The sequence below is a fragment of the Larkinella sp. C7 genome, assembly GCF_006149005.1.
In the GTDB taxonomy this organism is placed as follows: domain Bacteria; phylum Bacteroidota; class Bacteroidia; order Cytophagales; family Spirosomataceae; genus Larkinella.
Genome location: NZ_VBSL01000007.1, coordinates 34066 through 49165, shown reverse-complemented (window position 1 = coordinate 49165; position 15100 = coordinate 34066). Strand labels below are relative to the sequence as shown.

Sequence of the window (15100 nt, the reverse complement as noted above, 5' to 3'; positions counted from 1 at the left end):
GGGTTATCGTTTAAGCAGTAATGATGCGCTCGGCATAGGTTAGTTCCCGGACGGCATCAGCAATTCCTTTCGGATCGAAACCACATTCGCGGTGAAGGTCGATCTGCTCGCCGTGTTCGATCACCGCGTCCGGGATGCCCAGCCGCTTCACGCGGGCCACGTAGCCGTGGTCGGTCATGAATTCGATCACCGCACTGCCAAAACCGCCCATCACGCAGCCATCTTCAACGGTCACTACTTTATCATACCGCTGAAATATTTCGTGCAGCATCGCTTCGTCGAGCGGTTTTACAAACCGCATGTCGTAGTGTGCCGGGTGAATCATCTCGGTTTCGAGGAGGTCACAGGCGGTTGTGACGTAGTTACCGATGGGTCCAATCGTCAAAATGGCGACGCCTTTTCCGTCCCGGATCTTGCGGCCTTTCCCCACTTCGATCTGCTCGAGGGGAGTCCGCCAGTTGGGCATTACGCCTTCGCCCCGGGGGTAGCGGATGGTAAAAGCCTGTTTCCCCTGCTGAATGGTGTCCGACTGAGCCGTAAACATCAGGTTGCGGAGTTCCTGCTCGTTCATCGGGCTGGCCACGATCATGTTCGGAATGCAGCGCATGAAAGACAAATCGTAGGCTCCGTGGTGCGTTGGACCATCGGCACCGGCAAAACCGGCCCGGTCGAGGCAGAAAATAACCGGCAGTTCCTGAATACAGACGTCATGGATCACCTGATCGTAGGCCCGTTGCATGAACGTAGAGTAGATGTTACAGAAAACAACCTGCCCCTGTGTGGCCATTCCCGCCGAAAACGTAACGGCATGTTGTTCGGCAATGCCGACATCGAAAGCCCGGTCCGGTATGGCTTTCATCATGATGTTCATCGACGATCCCGACGGCATGGCGGGCGTTACACCCACGATTTTCTCGTTTGCTTCAGCCAGTTCGACCAACGTATTTCCGAAAACATCCTGGTATTTAGGCGGTTGCGGCTTATCGTAGACTTTCTTTTTGATTTCGCCCGTCACCTTGTCGAACAAACCCGGCGCGTGCCATTTGGTCTGGTCTTTTTCGGCGGGGCCGTACCCTTTGCCTTTTACCGTCAGACAGTGCAGCAGTTTGGGGCCGGGAATGTCTTTCAGGTCGTTCATTACGCTCACCAGATGATCAATGTCGTGGCCGTCGATGGGGCCAAAATACCGCAGGTTCAGCGATTCGAACAGGTTGCTCTGGTGAAGCAGCGACGCTTTCAGTCCGGTTTCAATTTTAGAAACAATGTCCTGCGCGCTTTTTCCGAAATTGCTCATCTTGCCCAACAAATTCCAGACTTCGTCTTTCATTTTGTTGTAGGTCGGCGAAGTGGTAATGTCCGTTAGGTATTCGCGCAAGGCGCCCACGTTGGGGTCGATGGACATGCAGTTGTCATTCAGCACAATAAGCAGGTCAGCTTCGGTTGCACCGGCGTGGTTCATGCCTTCAAAGGCCAGCCCGGCCGTCATCGCACCGTCACCAATGACGGCGATGTGATGCCGTTTGGGATGGTTTTGTAGCTGGGAGGCAACCGCCATACCCAGGGCCGCCGAAATCGAGGTTGAAGAGTGACCAACGCCAAAAGAATCATATGGACTTTCCTTCCGTTTCGGAAAACCGGAAAGTCCTTTATAAAACCGATTGGTATGAAAAGTATCCCGTCGTCCGGTTAGAATTTTATGGCCATACGCCTGATGCCCGACGTCCCAGACCAATTGATCATCCGGTGTGTTGAAAACGTAATGCAGGGCCACTGTCAATTCGACAACGCCCAGGCTGGCCCCGAAATGCCCCCCATAAACCGATACGTTATCGACAATGAACTGCCGTAGTTCGGCACAGACTTGTGGAAGATCGGTTTGATTCAGATTACGGAGGTCGTCCGGACTGTCAATCTTGGCGAGTAGCCTGCCGGGTGTGATCAACATAGTAGGTTGGATGCTATAGAATGTTTTTCATAAACTACGTGTGGTAACAAACTGTTTCACAGCGTTCATTCATGAAATGAGTATCAGGCAAAAGTACAAAAAAAATACAAACTGCACAGTTATTGCCCAGATTCCGGACAATTGGCTTACAGAATTGATACAGGGTCAAAAAGCACGCTAAAATCGGGTTCCAGCGTGCTTTCAACTAAAGTTTATCGAACAGTATGCATTCTTTCCCTCTAAAAACCGTCACCGAAATTTCGCGAGAAAAATACAATTTAGATTCTATCCACGCTGGCTCGCCCGGAAAAGTTTCTGTTTCTCTTCACGGGTCAGGCTTTCATAACCGGAACGGGATATTTTATCCAGAATCGCGTCAATTTCGTCCTGATCCGGCATCGCAACCGCCGAAGGAGACGACGGAGCCGCGTAGGCTCCGGTGCTCAGGCTGGCACTACTGCGCTGACGGTAAGACACTTTGACCGGCGGTTTTTTCCGAAACAGGCTTTGCCAGCCGTCCATCACCCAATAAATGGGCTGCCCCAAATCCGTTCCATTCTGAAGCATTTTGATGAACAGAAACCCGACCAAAGCGCCCCCCAAATGGGAAAGATCGCCCCCGGCATTCGGACCAATGGACCGGGCCAGTGACAGAACAATGTAGAAAAAGGCAATGTATTTGATCCGAACCGGACCAAAAAACAGCAGATGAAACGTGTAGTTGGGTAGCAGCGTCGACGCTCCGACTGCCACGGAAAAAGCCGCAGCCGACGCGCCCAGCATCCGGGAATCACCCACCTGTTCCTGAAAATAGGGGAGGAGATTGTAGATGGCCATGTAGGCCAGACCACCCGCCAAACCGCCCAGCATATAGAGTGCCACCAGTCGGCGATTTCCCAGGTATTCGTCGATCAACCGGCCAAACCAGTACAGGAAGAGCATGTTGAACAGAATGTGAAAGACGTCTTCGTGGGTAAAGAAGTACGTGATCATCGTCCACGGCTTCGTGATGAAGGTTCCCAGGGCAGCCGGTAACCGCAGTTGATCGACAATCAGATTGTAGACTCCCGACATTTCTGCCAGCGTCAGAATGACTTTCAGAATCAACAGCAGCAGAAAGACAATGGTATTAACAAGAATCAACTGCACCAACGTATTGTTGGGCTTGTTGAATTCGCTCCGGAAGTCATCTAACAGTCCACTCATTACTCAATAAAAATTATTTCGTTGCTTCCCCCAATATTTCACCAATATAAAAGCAAACAGCATACCGCCAATATGAGCAAAATGCGCCACATTGTCGGACTGTGCCCGATAAATGCCCGAGTACAATTCATACGCACCGTAAAACGCCACCAGGTATTTCGCCTTGATGGGGATCGGTGGAAATAAAAGGAAAAGTTCGGTATTTGGGAATAATAATCCAAATGCCATCAAGATTCCAAAAATCGCTCCCGACGCCCCAACCATCGGTACCGCCAATTGCTGCTCATAATACGTTTGAATCAGTTGCACAGCCCCTCTTCGATACGCCGGGTCCGTTGGGTTGTCTTCAAACACGCGTAAAAAATTATCCCCCTGACTCAACAGGCCCCGATCCGACAAAAATAACTCCAGCGACTCGGGCGTTGGGTTGCTTTGAAAAACAGCCACTGCATCTCGTAACTGACTGGCTTCAAAATAGTTTATGCCCAGAAATAATAATCCGGCTCCAACGCCGGTAATAAAGTAAAAAATCGTAAACCGTTTGCTCCCCCAAACCTGCTCAAGCATCGGGCCAAAGAAAAATAAACCCAGCATATTACTGAAAATGTGACCAAAATCAGCATGCAGAAACATGTAGGTTACAAATTGGTGGGGTGCAAAGGCCGGTGAGAGAAACGAATAGAGTCCAAACGTACTGATCAGATCGATTCCCAACGCTTTTACAATAAATAAACCAACATTAATAAGCAACAGCGTCCTGACGACCGGCGTAAGATTCATAAAGTTGTAACGTTTTCTTGCATAATAACCATATCAGGACCGAAATAATCCCGCTAATTTATCCAACGCCAATAGGGTTGTAATCGGTTCACCACCGGGCGTATAGGATGGGTTTGATGACGCAATTAATTGGTCGACCAAAGCCCGTTGCTCCGGTTCGGCCAGTTGCTTCTGGTGCCGCGCAGCCGACCGCCGGGCCAGCGAACGGGCGAGCACTTCGGCCCGCTCCAGTTTCAGCCGCCCCGTATCTTCGCGGAGTTGCGCCAGCAGGTTGGCAAACAGTTCTTCTTCATTCTCGCCTACCGAAAGCGCCGGAACGCCCCGGATCATAAAGGCATTCTGCCCAATTTCATCGAACAGAAATCCCAGACTGGTCAAATCGTCGCGCAGTTCGAGGGCCAGGTTGTAATCGACCGGCATCACCGTCACCGTTTTCGGAAACAGCAGTTGCTGTGACACGCCATTGCGCTTGGTCAGTGCGGCCTGGTATTGATCATACAACACCCGTTCGTAGGCCCTTCGCTGGTCGATCACCAGCATACCGGCCTGAACGGACGTTACCAGGTAGCGGTTATGCACCTGAAGAATGGGACCAGCCCCTTCCAGAGCAACCGCTGACGTGATGAGTTTGTTCACCCGGCTTCCCAGTGTCACCGACTCGATTTCGGCCTGTGAATCGGCGGAAACGCTGCTTTCAAATAGATTCTGTGCTTCCGTCGCCGGGGTTTCATGGGTTTCCAGCCCTTCAAACAACGCCTGCCAATTAGCCGCCGACTTGCGCGGAAAGTCAAAACTAGTGGCCGCTTTGTGTTCCGCTGGTTCGGCCGACCAGGCGGGTGACATCGGTCGCAGGGGCGACCGGCTTGTTGCATCCGATTGACCACTTCCGTTTCCCACTTGTACTTCAGACGTACGACGGGGGGGCGGGGTCACAGGCAGGAAGTTCACATTGGAATCAAAATCGAGCGAAGGGGTCAAATTATAGACGCCAACGGCCTTCCGAACAGCCGCCATGACGATGGCATACACAGAGCGTTCATCGTCGAACTTGATTTCGGTTTTGGTAGGATGGATGTTGATGTCGATGTGCGACGGGTCAATTTCGATAAACAGGACGTAGAAAGGATGAAAACCGTCCTGAATCGTTCCTTCATAGGCACCTACGACGGCATGATGCAAATAATTGTGCTTGACGAAGCGCGAATTGACAAAGAAAAACTGTTCTCCGCGCGTTTTACGGGCAAATTCGGGCTTGCCGATATACCCCCGGACGTTCACATACGGCGTTTCTTCTTCGCAGAAAGCCAGTTGTTCGCGGTATTGCTTTCCAAACAAATCGACAATCCGGCGGCTCAGCTTTCCGGCCTGCAGGTTGTAGACTTCCGAATCGTTGTGGTAGAGCGAAAAAGCCACTTCCGGATGTGCCAGCGCGACACGCTGAAACTCATCCAGTATATGGCGCATTTCTACCGAGTTTGTTTTCAGGAAATTGCGCCGGGCCGGCACATTAAAGAATAAGTTTTTTACCAGAATATTCGTTCCCGGCAAACACGAAACCGTCTCCTGGGTTTTCAGTTCGGAGCCTTCCATCCGGATGAGCGTTCCCAACTCGTCGTTGGTGCGGGATGCGTCGGACCGGCGGGTGCGCAGTTCAACCTGGGCAATGGCGGCAATGGATGCCAGGGCTTCGCCCCGAAAACCCATCGTTCGGATGCGAAACAGATCGTCGGACGAACGGATTTTTGAGGTCGCGTGTCGTTCAAAACTCATCCGGGCATCGGTTTCCGACATGCCAATGCCATCATCTATAATCTGAATCAGTGTTTTCCCGGCATCCCGAATAATAATTTGTACGGTTTTTGCTTGGGCATCTACTGAGTTTTCCAGTAATTCTTTGACCACTGATGCCGGGCGTTGCACCACTTCCCCTGCCGCAATCTGATTGGCAATTGAATCCGGTAACAGTTGAATAATATTCAACATTTTGTATTTATCTACTATTTCAAATCCTTAATGGAAGAACAAATTACTATTTTTCCACGACATAGCGAAAAGCAATCAGACCAGCTTTTGTAATTTAGTAAATCTTTTTTTTTGAATGTTTGTTATAGAAATAATTCAAGAGTAATTTTGAATATAAGCAGAAACCAAACGTTTCTTTCTTTGAATCCAGTACAATACCCACAGGGGTTTTAATACCTTGCGTTCCGTTAAAAGTGGCACCCTTTTACCCAAATACCGAGATGAAGAAGGTCAAATTGAACATGATTTTGCACTGGGTCGTTTTCTTCCCCATTATTCTGCCTTTATGTATGATTTTTGGCGCTTTTCAGGGAGCGATTCAGATGGCAGACAAAGTGCTCAACCAGTTTTGGTCTGATGTAGCACCCACCGTAAAGTAAGCGGTTTGTATCCCTCATTTTCCGGTTCGAAGACCGGTTTCTCTTCGCCCCAATAGCTACGCCATTTTAACGAATTGTAGGATGATTCTACGTTGGCCTTTCGCTGACGGAAGTGATCAATAAATGAAATCCAGGTTTTTATCCTTGTAATCTTCCGGATCAAGCGCTAAAAACTCTTCCCAAAATGGACTGTTTGGAACCCCGGCTTTACAGATCAGGGGTTCTTTTTTTATGGGATGAATAAAATAAAGCCGTCTGGCATGTAAATTGATACTGCTGTCTTGATTCGGTCGCGGGAAGCCGTACTTGATATCTCCCCGAATCGGACAGCCCATACTCGCCAATTGCACCCGAATCTGGTGCGGCCGACCCGTAATCGGATTGACTTCCAATAAATAATGATCGTTGATTTTTCCGAGTAAACGGTACGTCAATTCGGCCTTTTGCGAACCCGGCACTTCGTCATCGTAGGCTTTGACGGTATTCGTCGCTTCATCTTTGAGCAGAAAATGGGTCAGCCGGCCTTTCTCCTCCCGGGGTTTTCGCCCCACCACAGCCCAATAGGTTTTCTGAACCTGCCGTTTCCGGAAGATTTCGTTCATTCGTTCCAGCGCCTTCGACGTCCGGGCAAACACCACCAGCCCGCTCACGGGTCGGTCAAGCCGGTGAACGGTTCCCAAAAACACATCGCCGGGTTTATCGTATTTTTTCTTGATGTAACTTTTTATCATATCAAGCAGTGGCACATCACGGGTTTTATCCGCCTGCACCAACACCCCCGGCTCTTTATTGACAACAATCAGGTGGTTGTCTTCGTAGACAACGACGTATTTCTGTTTCATTCGTTTGGAACGGTTTTTCAAACCGTCTTTTGTGCCTTCCTGATAAGCCGGGCTCCATGCACCGACCGTTCGTTCGGCTAATATGCTTCTTCTTTACTCGGAAACTCGCGGTCTTTCACATCGTCAACATAATGCCCGATGGCCTGTGTAATCACACCGTGCAAATCGGCATACCGACGCAGGAAACGCGGTTTGAACTCTTTATTAATACCCAGCAGGTCGTGCAACACCAGAATCTGGCCATCCGCATCCGGTCCGGCTCCAATACCGATCGTCGGAATCGTCAGACTTTCAGAGACTTGTTTGGTTAATGCGGCCGGAATTTTTTCCAGAACAACGGCAAAGCAGCCAATGTCTTCCAGCATTTTCGCGTCTTCCAACAGCTTTTGGGCTTCGGTTTCTTCCTTCGCCCGAACGGCATACGTCCCGAATTTATAGATCGACTGGGGAGTCAAACCCAGGTGGCCCATCACGGGAACGCCCGCGCTCAGAACCCGGATAATCGACTCCCGGACCTCCAGACCGCCTTCCATTTTCACCGAATGCGCACCAGATTCTTTCATGATCCGGATGGCCGACCGCAGGGCTTCGGACGAATTTCCCTGGTAGGAACCAAACGGCAAATCGACCACAACCAGCGCCCGCTTCACAGCCCGAACAACCGAGGTAGCGTGGTAAATCATCTGGTCCAGGGTGATCGGCAGGGTGGTTTCGTGGCCAGCCATCACGTTGGAGGCCGAATCGCCCACCAGGATGATTTCGACACCGGCGGCATCGACCAACCGCGCCAGTGAATAGTCATAGGCAGTCAATGCCGAAATTTTCTCTCCCTTGCTTTTCAATTCCTGAATAACATGGGTAGTGATCCGTTTGATGTCGGGGTTATGAACAGACATTCCTTAGGTAAACCGTTTTAAATAGTCAGTGAGCAGGTTTTAGCAGGCAATCTACGGGTATTCGTAGCTAATAAAACCACGATGGTGGCAAAATGATTCTGTTGAAGGTGAACGGTTTGCGGTTTGTGTTAAAATCAACGGTCGATCAGCCAGGATTCGGGGTTCATCCGGCTGGTACTTTTCCAGACCTGGAACTGCACTTCCGCCACGCCATCCTTATCGGTGGCCACCACGCCAATCACTTCGCGGGCTTTGACGCGCTGCCCCACCTGCACCGATACGCTTTTTAGTTTGGCGTAAACCGTGTAATAATCCCCGTGCTGAACAGCCACGATGTTATGCATCCCGGTTACGTAGGTCGTATACTGAACAACTCCGTCATAAACCGCCCTCACCACCTCGCCGGGCGTGGTCTGAATATCGATGCCGGGGTTATCCTGCATGACGCCTTTCAAAACCGGGTGCGGTTTTACGCCGTAATGATCCGAAATGAAGCCCCGCGTGACGGGCCAGGGCAGACGGTTTTTGGAAGAAGCAAAAGAAGACGCCAGAGCCGCTTCTTCGTCATTCAGCAAATTATTTCGGCGCTCATCGGGCTGGCGTGTGGTTCGTTCCGACGCTTCTGCGGCCGATTCGGTGGCCTTGGGTTCAACAGCTTTCGGTTCTGCCGTCTCCGGTTCGTCCGATTCTGCTGCGGCAGCGGCCCGTTCAGCTTTGGCTTTAGCAGCGGCAGCTGCAGCGGCTTTTTCACGGGCGATCCGCTCACGTTCGGCTTTCAATCGGGCCAGCCTGGCCAGACGTTCCCGCTCTTCCCGTTCTCGAATTTCCCGGCGAATCATTTCCGTAATGGCCGATTCCAGCCGATTGACGGCCTTGCGACTTTCAGCCAGTTCAGTCCGCAAGTCCTGTTCTTTCTCGCTCAGTTCCTCGGCAACCCGGTTTTTCTCATCCTTCAGCCCTTCCAGGCGTTTCGATTCGTTGACCTGCACGGCCAGTGTTCCCTGCTGCTGTTTCTTTTTACGCTCGACGTCCTGCTGCTTTGTGAGCATCTCCTGCCGCACTTTCTCCATCTGCCGTACCTGTCCCTGCCGGGCTTCAGAATATTGCTGGAGGTATTTGTACCGCGCGACCAACTGGTTGAAATTCTCGGCCGAAAACAGGAAGCCCAGGGGATTGACCTGCTGCCGGCGTTTGTCGGCGGCATAAATCATTTCACCGTATTCCTTTTTGAGTTTTTCCAGGTTGTTCTGCAACTGGTTGGAAGTCCGGCGCAGTTCCTGAATTTCGGACGTCATCAGCTTGACATCTTCCGTCAGCAGGTTGATCTGTTTGGATTGGGCCGCAATTTCCTGATTCAGCGCTTTCAGTTGGCCGAGGGTCGCCTGTTTCTGCGAAGAAGTTTTTTTCAGAATCGTCCGGATCTGCGAGACCTTTTCGATGTTCTGCTTTTTCTCTTTTTCTAACTGCTGACGACTCCGCTGCTGGGCCATTACGCTCCCGCCCGCCAGCCAGCATAGGGTAAGCATAAGGATCAATTCCCTCCAATCGGTAGCCCGAACCACTCTGTACTTCATAAGCATCTTGCAATACCGGGGCAGTTACGGTCTCCGCTGGTATTTTGGCGGAATGCTGAACGGAAAGCCCGGATTTTTATCGGTAAGCTCTACTTTATTATGTCTTATTCGTAAGACGGTCTGGTAAGGTTGACCGTCGTTTTTGGATTTGTAATCGACGGTTACCAGACTGGTATACGGAAACAGGAAATTATTCAATACCGTAAAGTCTTCATAATCCAGCGTCAGCGAATTGCGAGTAGGTTGCTCCACCACCAGCAGTTTTTTCAGTTTCCGGTTTTCTTCTCCAATGTAGTTGTCGACCATCACCTTGCCTTCGCGCTGCCGCAACAGGAGATAATCCTTCTCGTTTTTAACCCGTTGAGCCGGTTCCTGGGGCAGCGGCAGATTCCCGATCAGCAGCGACTGGATCAGCCCGAAAGTCAGGTTGAAATTAAACCGCTGACTCAATGACGCGTAATCATACACGGAATATTCGCGGTGAATGCGATCCATAATCACCACGGAATCTTTCGTAATTAGCGCCCGTGCCACTTCAACCCCGACGCCCGATACCGACAACCAGATCAGGCTGTCTTTATCGATCCGAAGGTTTACGTTTGCGTTGTTGATATCCTGGTCTTTGCTTTTGAACGAAACCTTCGATTTGGCCGTCAGGTAAGCAAAGTCAACTTGGTCGACGGTGGCCTTGGGGTCGACGGAAGATACGACCGGGGCGGTGGCAATCGTATCGGTCCGGATTGGGGTTTGGGCTTGTACGGAAACCGTATCGGCTGTGGGCGAAGGAGGGGCGTTGCGGAACAGTCTCCGCCGACGACATCCTTCCGATGTACACAGCATGATGACGCACAAAAGTCCAATAAGGTATTTACTCATAGATTTTTCCGGTTGCAATTTTCTTGTCCAACCGCTCGGTCGTTTCGCCTTTTAGTTTGGCCCGTTTCCACTGTTCAATTGCCTTGTCGTGCTCGCCAAGCTGGTACAACACATCACCATAGTGTTCGATGATTGTCCCACTCACGTTCTGATCGGCTTGAATGGCTTTTTCGAGGAAAATCCGGGCTTTGGCATAGTCCTTCATGACGTACAAAACCCAGGCGTAGGTGTCCAGATAGGTTGCGTTGTTCTGGTTTTTTTCAACCAGTCGCTCCGACATTTGCAGCGCCAACGGCAATTTTTCTTTCCGCAGGGACAAAAAATAGCTGTAGTTATTCAAAACGTGATCGTTGTCCGGGTCTTCTTTCAGCACCAGTTCGTAGGCTTCGTCCGACTTCTGGTGGTCGCCCATGCCGTTGTAGACGTCGCCCAACTGTGCGTTCACGCTCTTCATCAGCTCGGCGTTGGTGGCCGACAGCCGCCGGGTTTCCTCGTAGGCTTCAATGGCTTCCTTATACCGCTTCTTGAAATAATTGGCCGATCCGTTGAACGCCCAGATGACGCCCTGGTTCGGGAACAATTCCAGTGCCTGCTCGGAGTGAACCAGCATGCTGTCCATCTGATTCAGTTCGCCGTCGAGTTGTAGAATGGCCCCCCAGACTTCGTAGGTGGCTTTGTCCAGACGGGCGGCTTTGACATAGTAATCCCGGGCCTCGGCTTTTTTACCCTGCTGCACCAGCAAGTCGGCATAAATCGCCTGCGAACGGGCGTCTTTGGGATGAGCCGTTGCCAGCTCTTTGGCCAGTTTCACGGCACTCTGCCTGGCTTTTTCGTCTTTACCAACCACGCCGATGTAACTTGATAAAATCCGGGCTTTAATGTCGGCTTCCAGGTTCGGATTTGAAAAGACTTTGTCAAGCTCCTGGCTGCATTTTTCCAAATCACCCTGCTTGCGGTACAGATCGGCCAGCATGACGTGGGCCTGGGGTAAATCCGTGTTGACTTTCAACGCCCGCTGGAGCCAGTCCACTGCCTGATCGTTCCGGTCGTTGGCAATCAGCAATTCTGCCCCTTCGAGCAGGTAATCGGTTTCGCCGGGTTCGGAAGCCACCAGCTTTTCAGCTTCCTGAATGGCTTTTTCCACCTTATTCTGCTTCAGGTAAATCCGCTGTTTCTGCCGAATGATTTCTTCGTTCATGCCGGTGGCCTTCTCCACCTTGTCGTACATGTCGAGGGCCTTGTCCGGCTTTTCGTCGAACAGGTAAATGGCCGCCAGTTCAACGCCGTATTCGATGTTTTCGGGGCTTTTCTTGATCAGCTCTTCATACAGATTTTCGGCGTCGGTATAGCGTTTCTGCTTCACCAGCAGTTCGGCCAGTTGCAGCACATAATATTTATTGGTGCCTTTATCCAACTGAACGGCCTTCTGGGCGAACGGAAGGGCCTCTTCCGGTTTGCTCAGTTTCATCAGGGCCGTTGCGGCTGCGTAGTTGGCCGCCGGGTTTTCGGGATCAAGCTGGATGACTTTCTGGAATTGCGGTACCGCTTTGGCCGGTTCGTCCATCATCATGAACTTCATTCCTTCCGTAAACAGGGATTCTTCCACGCCCCGAACGCCCTCTTTCGGCTTCTGCTGGTCTTTTTCCCTGGATTTGCGTTGTGCCTCAGCGGGTGTGATGCTCCACACCATCAGGCAACCGATACCGGCAACCAGCCATTTCCGCCAATTGGGTTTTACCAGATAGTGCATCTGTATGAGTTACTTAAATGAATTGAACGACTCTGAATGCCCACCGGGCTCTCCTGTTCAAACGTGTCAGGCACAGTCTCTATTGCAACCGGCTGCAACCATTGGTCACAATATGCAAAGGTAGTGGAAAACATCGGATAGTCATCCGACAAAGGCGGGTTGATCTCAAGTGGCAGGCAGGAATATCGAATACTGAATGTTGAATAACAAATAACGAAGTTAAAAACCGAAACCCTAGCCTTTACTTCATTATTCGCTATTCGTTGTTCAACATTCGTTATTAGAACCTTTTCACCCCATCCGCGTCGTAAAACGATCCACGGTTTCATTGGGATGTATTTCCAGCACATTGGCCAGCACCAGCAAGACCAGGGTTCGGGAGGCCATTTTTCGGGGAATGTTGGCGATGTTGGCGAAGAGATCGACCGTAATGCTCTGGTTGCGATCCAGATGCTGCATCAGCGTCTGCTCCTTGTCGCCATACGTAAACCGCACCGCGCGTTCGGCGGTTTCGCCCTTCATAATCTCGCGAACCTCCTTGCTGGCCTGAACGGCCTTGTCGTCAACCCGAATGTAGGCCCGCCGGAAATCGTTGATCGGATCGTCGACGTAATGCGGTTTTCGCTCACTCTCCGGAACCGTAATCACCAGCACTTCCCGCTCGTTGGCGAGTAGTACGCGTTCCATGGAATAGGTGATGGTGGGCGTACAATACCGTTCGATGGCGCGTTCCAGCAGGTATTCGTCTTCGTCGACGTGTTTAAGGCCCTGGATACTTTTGTCGTCGCCGATGCCAATGAGCAGTTTCCCGCCCTCAGTGTTGGCAAACGCCACAATTTCGCGAATAATCCGTTCGGGGTGATTGGACTTTAATTTGAATTCGAGATGCGTTCCCTCACCCTGTCTAACCAGTTCCTTGAGCGCCCTGTAGTCCATCCGTCAGTCGGCTGTGTAGGTATCAGGAAGGATGTCAGCCCCTCCCTTGCTTTTAAATATAACCGTTTTAACCCATACGAACCAAAAGGTTGAACAACTATTTTACCGGAAATTGCCGTAATTTTGTCCGTTGTTCTCAGTATTAACCATTTAAACTAGTTAGCGGTTTTACCTTTGGGTAGGATCTGATCTAGTAACGAAAAAATGCTGGTAAACGTTGTTATCGTCCTGGTTACGTTTGTGGGAATGGAAGGGGTGGCCTGGTGGACACACAAATACATCATGCACGGTTTCATGTGGCGCTGGCATCATTCGCACCATAACCACCATGCCGGTTTTCTGGAGCGAAATGATCTGTTCAGCGTCATTTTCAGTCTGGCCGCTGTCGGAACGGTGGTGGTGGGTTTTGAAGTCGACTCACTCTGGTTTCTAGCACCGATCGGCATCGGCGTGACCTTATACGGTATTTTTTATTTTATTTTCCACGATGTCATTGTCCACCGGCGGATCAAAATCCGGTTCAACACCCGAAATTCATACCTGAAACGAATCATTCGGGCGCATTACATTCACCACAAGGTTCACAAGCGCCAGGGAGCCGAGGCATTCGGTTTTTTGTATGCACCGAAGAAATACCGGAATCGCTGATTTCCCGCAAATGGCAAAACCCATAAAGTCACAACGTTCGCGCTGTACCTTTATGGGCCAAATTCAGGGAAACAACCGGCTAATACTCGTCTTCGTTGAAGAAGAAATCGTCCTTGGTTGGGTAATCAGGCCATATTTCCTCGATACTCTCGTAGGGCTGACCGTCGTCCTCCAACTCCTGCAGGTTTTCAACTACTTCTAAGGGAGCGCCAGAGCGGATCGAGTAATCGATCAACTCATCTTTGGTAGCCGGCCAGGGGGCATCTTCCAGATAGGATGCCAATTCGAGTGTCCAATACATACGCGTTGCTGCTAAAATATGACGACTGATTGTCGTAAAATTGTGCAAAAGTAAAAAAATATGAATATCCTATACATGTCGCTGAAAATTCTTTCAGAAACGGTACGGATGCCGTTCAGGCCATTTAACCGAATCCCGGTTGAAAATGTTTGTATTCTTTCGTCAAACTTCTTCTTTTTCTAACCGTCTATTAATCAATGAACATTGAAATTTGCGCGTTTTCCCTGGAGTCCTGCCTGATTGCACAGGCCAACGGTGCCACCCGGATCGAGTTGTGCGGGGGAGCAGGGGAGGGCGGCACCACGCCGAGCTACGGCCTGATCGAACTGGCCCGCCAGCAGGTAACGATTGACCTTTACGTTATGATACGTCCCCGTGGGGGCGATTTCTTATACAACGACACTGAACTGGCGGTGATGCGCCGGGACATTGAAGCCGCGAAGCAAGCCGGTGCCAACGGCGTGGTGCTGGGCCTGTTAAAAGCCGATGGAACCGTCGATGAAGAAAAAACCGCCGAACTCATTCAGTTAGCCCACCCGTTGGCGGTTACGTTTCACCGGGCGTTTGACCTGACGCGCGATCCGGAAGAAGCCCTGGAAGCCGTGATCCGAACGGGGGCCAAACGCATTCTGACTTCGGGGCAGCAAGCCAGCGCGGAAGCCGGCATTCCACTCCTGACGAAGCTGGTTAAACAGGCGAATGATCGGATTGAGATTATGGCCGGTGCGGGCGTAACGGCCGCCAATGCCGCGCGCCTGGCTGCCACGGGCGTTCACGCGCTCCACCTGACTGGAAAAAAGGTAATGAACAGCGGCATGGAATACCGCAACCTCAAGGTGCCTATGGCTTCGGTAGCAATGAGCGAATACGAATGGCTCAGTACGAGCAGTGAAGTAGTCAGGGCGGTGGTCGACGCGGTTTGAGTTATTACACAGAGTTGATCA

At 51.0% G+C, this 15100-nt stretch carries 13 protein-coding genes; 2 read left to right on the top strand and 11 right to left on the bottom strand.

Features of this window, described 5'->3' with window-relative positions:
- Positions 1-10 precede the first annotated feature (10 nt).
- The 10 genes from dxs to FH871_RS18425 form a co-directional block, all read right to left on the bottom strand.
- Positions 11-1945 carry a 1-deoxy-D-xylulose-5-phosphate synthase gene (gene dxs / locus FH871_RS18470; RefSeq protein ID WP_138992892.1) on the bottom strand — a complete coding sequence of 645 codons (1935 nt, stop codon included), beginning with the start codon at positions 1943-1945 and terminating at the stop codon, positions 11-13.
- A 285-nt stretch (positions 1946-2230) separates the two neighbouring features.
- Positions 2231-3151, bottom strand: a complete 921-nt coding sequence (locus tag FH871_RS18465) for a rhomboid family intramembrane serine protease (protein WP_114407557.1) — start codon at positions 3149-3151, stop codon at positions 2231-2233.
- 3 nt (positions 3152-3154) lie between these two features.
- A complete protein-coding gene (locus tag FH871_RS18460; RefSeq protein ID WP_114407558.1) occupies positions 3155-3931 on the bottom strand; it encodes a rhomboid family intramembrane serine protease in 777 nt (258 codons plus the stop codon).
- A gap of 33 nt (positions 3932-3964) precedes the next feature.
- Positions 3965-5914 carry a DNA mismatch repair endonuclease MutL gene (gene mutL / locus FH871_RS18455; protein ID WP_138992891.1) on the bottom strand — a complete coding sequence of 650 codons (1950 nt, stop codon included), beginning with the start codon at positions 5912-5914 and terminating at the stop codon, positions 3965-3967.
- 535 nt (positions 5915-6449) lie between these two features.
- Complete coding sequence (locus FH871_RS18450) at positions 6450-7175, bottom strand: RluA family pseudouridine synthase (protein ID WP_138992890.1); 726 nt, start codon at positions 7173-7175, stop codon at positions 6450-6452.
- Between the two features lie 77 nt (positions 7176-7252).
- Positions 7253-8071: a 3-methyl-2-oxobutanoate hydroxymethyltransferase gene (gene panB, locus FH871_RS18445; protein WP_138992889.1), complete on the bottom strand. Its 819-nt coding sequence runs from the start codon at positions 8069-8071 to the stop codon at positions 7253-7255.
- 134 nt (positions 8072-8205) lie between these two features.
- A complete protein-coding gene (locus FH871_RS18440; protein ID WP_229317378.1) occupies positions 8206-9597 on the bottom strand; it encodes a murein hydrolase activator EnvC in 1392 nt (463 codons plus the stop codon).
- 72 nt (positions 9598-9669) lie between these two features.
- Entirely contained in the window at positions 9670-10521 is an 852-nt protein-coding gene (locus tag FH871_RS18435; RefSeq protein ID WP_138992887.1) for a DUF4292 domain-containing protein, read from the bottom strand.
- A complete protein-coding gene (locus FH871_RS18430) occupies positions 10514-12271 on the bottom strand; it encodes a tetratricopeptide repeat protein (protein ID WP_138992886.1) in 1758 nt (585 codons plus the stop codon). The genes FH871_RS18435 and FH871_RS18430 overlap by 8 nt, the downstream gene beginning before the upstream one ends.
- Positions 12272-12562: 291 nt before the next feature.
- The gene (locus FH871_RS18425) at positions 12563-13207 is read right to left on the bottom strand and encodes a helix-turn-helix domain-containing protein (protein WP_138992885.1); all 645 of its coding nucleotides are present in this window, start codon (positions 13205-13207) and stop codon (positions 12563-12565) included.
- 204 nt (positions 13208-13411) lie between these two features.
- Here FH871_RS18425 and FH871_RS18420 point away from each other — a divergent pair, with 204 nt between their 5' ends.
- Entirely contained in the window at positions 13412-13855 is a 444-nt protein-coding gene (locus FH871_RS18420; protein ID WP_138992884.1) for a sterol desaturase family protein, read from the top strand.
- A 79-nt stretch (positions 13856-13934) separates the two neighbouring features.
- Here the strand turns inward: FH871_RS18420 and FH871_RS18415 are convergent, their stop codons facing one another.
- Positions 13935-14156 carry a DUF2795 domain-containing protein gene (locus FH871_RS18415; protein WP_009284883.1) on the bottom strand — a complete coding sequence of 74 codons (222 nt, stop codon included), beginning with the start codon at positions 14154-14156 and terminating at the stop codon, positions 13935-13937.
- 197 nt (positions 14157-14353) lie between these two features.
- Between FH871_RS18415 and FH871_RS18410 the strand changes: the two genes are divergently transcribed.
- On the top strand, positions 14354-15079 hold the full coding sequence (locus FH871_RS18410) for a copper homeostasis protein CutC (protein ID WP_138992883.1): 726 nt from the start codon (positions 14354-14356) through the stop codon (positions 15077-15079).
- Positions 15080-15100 lie beyond the last annotated feature (21 nt).

Coding starts and splice junctions, on each gene's coding strand:
- dxs (WP_138992892.1), bottom strand. CDS start 1,945: ATGTTGATCACACCCGGCAGGCTACTCGCCAAGATTGACAGTCCGGAC.
- FH871_RS18465 (WP_114407557.1), bottom strand. CDS start 3,151: ATGAGTGGACTGTTAGATGACTTCCGGAGCGAATTCAACAAGCCCAAC.
- FH871_RS18460 (WP_114407558.1), bottom strand. CDS start 3,931: ATGAATCTTACGCCGGTCGTCAGGACGCTGTTGCTTATTAATGTTGGT.
- mutL (WP_138992891.1), bottom strand. CDS start 5,914: ATGTTGAATATTATTCAACTGTTACCGGATTCAATTGCCAATCAGATT.
- FH871_RS18450 (WP_138992890.1), bottom strand. CDS start 7,175: ATGAAACAGAAATACGTCGTTGTCTACGAAGACAACCACCTGATTGTT.
- panB (WP_138992889.1), bottom strand. CDS start 8,071: ATGTCTGTTCATAACCCCGACATCAAACGGATCACTACCCATGTTATT.
- FH871_RS18440 (WP_229317378.1), bottom strand. CDS start 9,597: ATGCTTACCCTATGCTGGCTGGCGGGCGGGAGCGTAATGGCCCAGCAG.
- FH871_RS18435 (WP_138992887.1), bottom strand. CDS start 10,521: ATGAGTAAATACCTTATTGGACTTTTGTGCGTCATCATGCTGTGTACA.
- FH871_RS18430 (WP_138992886.1), bottom strand. CDS start 12,271: ATGCACTATCTGGTAAAACCCAATTGGCGGAAATGGCTGGTTGCCGGT.
- FH871_RS18425 (WP_138992885.1), bottom strand. CDS start 13,207: ATGGACTACAGGGCGCTCAAGGAACTGGTTAGACAGGGTGAGGGAACG.
- FH871_RS18420 (WP_138992884.1), top strand. CDS start 13,412: ATGCTGGTAAACGTTGTTATCGTCCTGGTTACGTTTGTGGGAATGGAA.
- FH871_RS18415 (WP_009284883.1), bottom strand. CDS start 14,156: ATGTATTGGACACTCGAATTGGCATCCTATCTGGAAGATGCCCCCTGG.
- FH871_RS18410 (WP_138992883.1), top strand. CDS start 14,354: ATGAACATTGAAATTTGCGCGTTTTCCCTGGAGTCCTGCCTGATTGCA.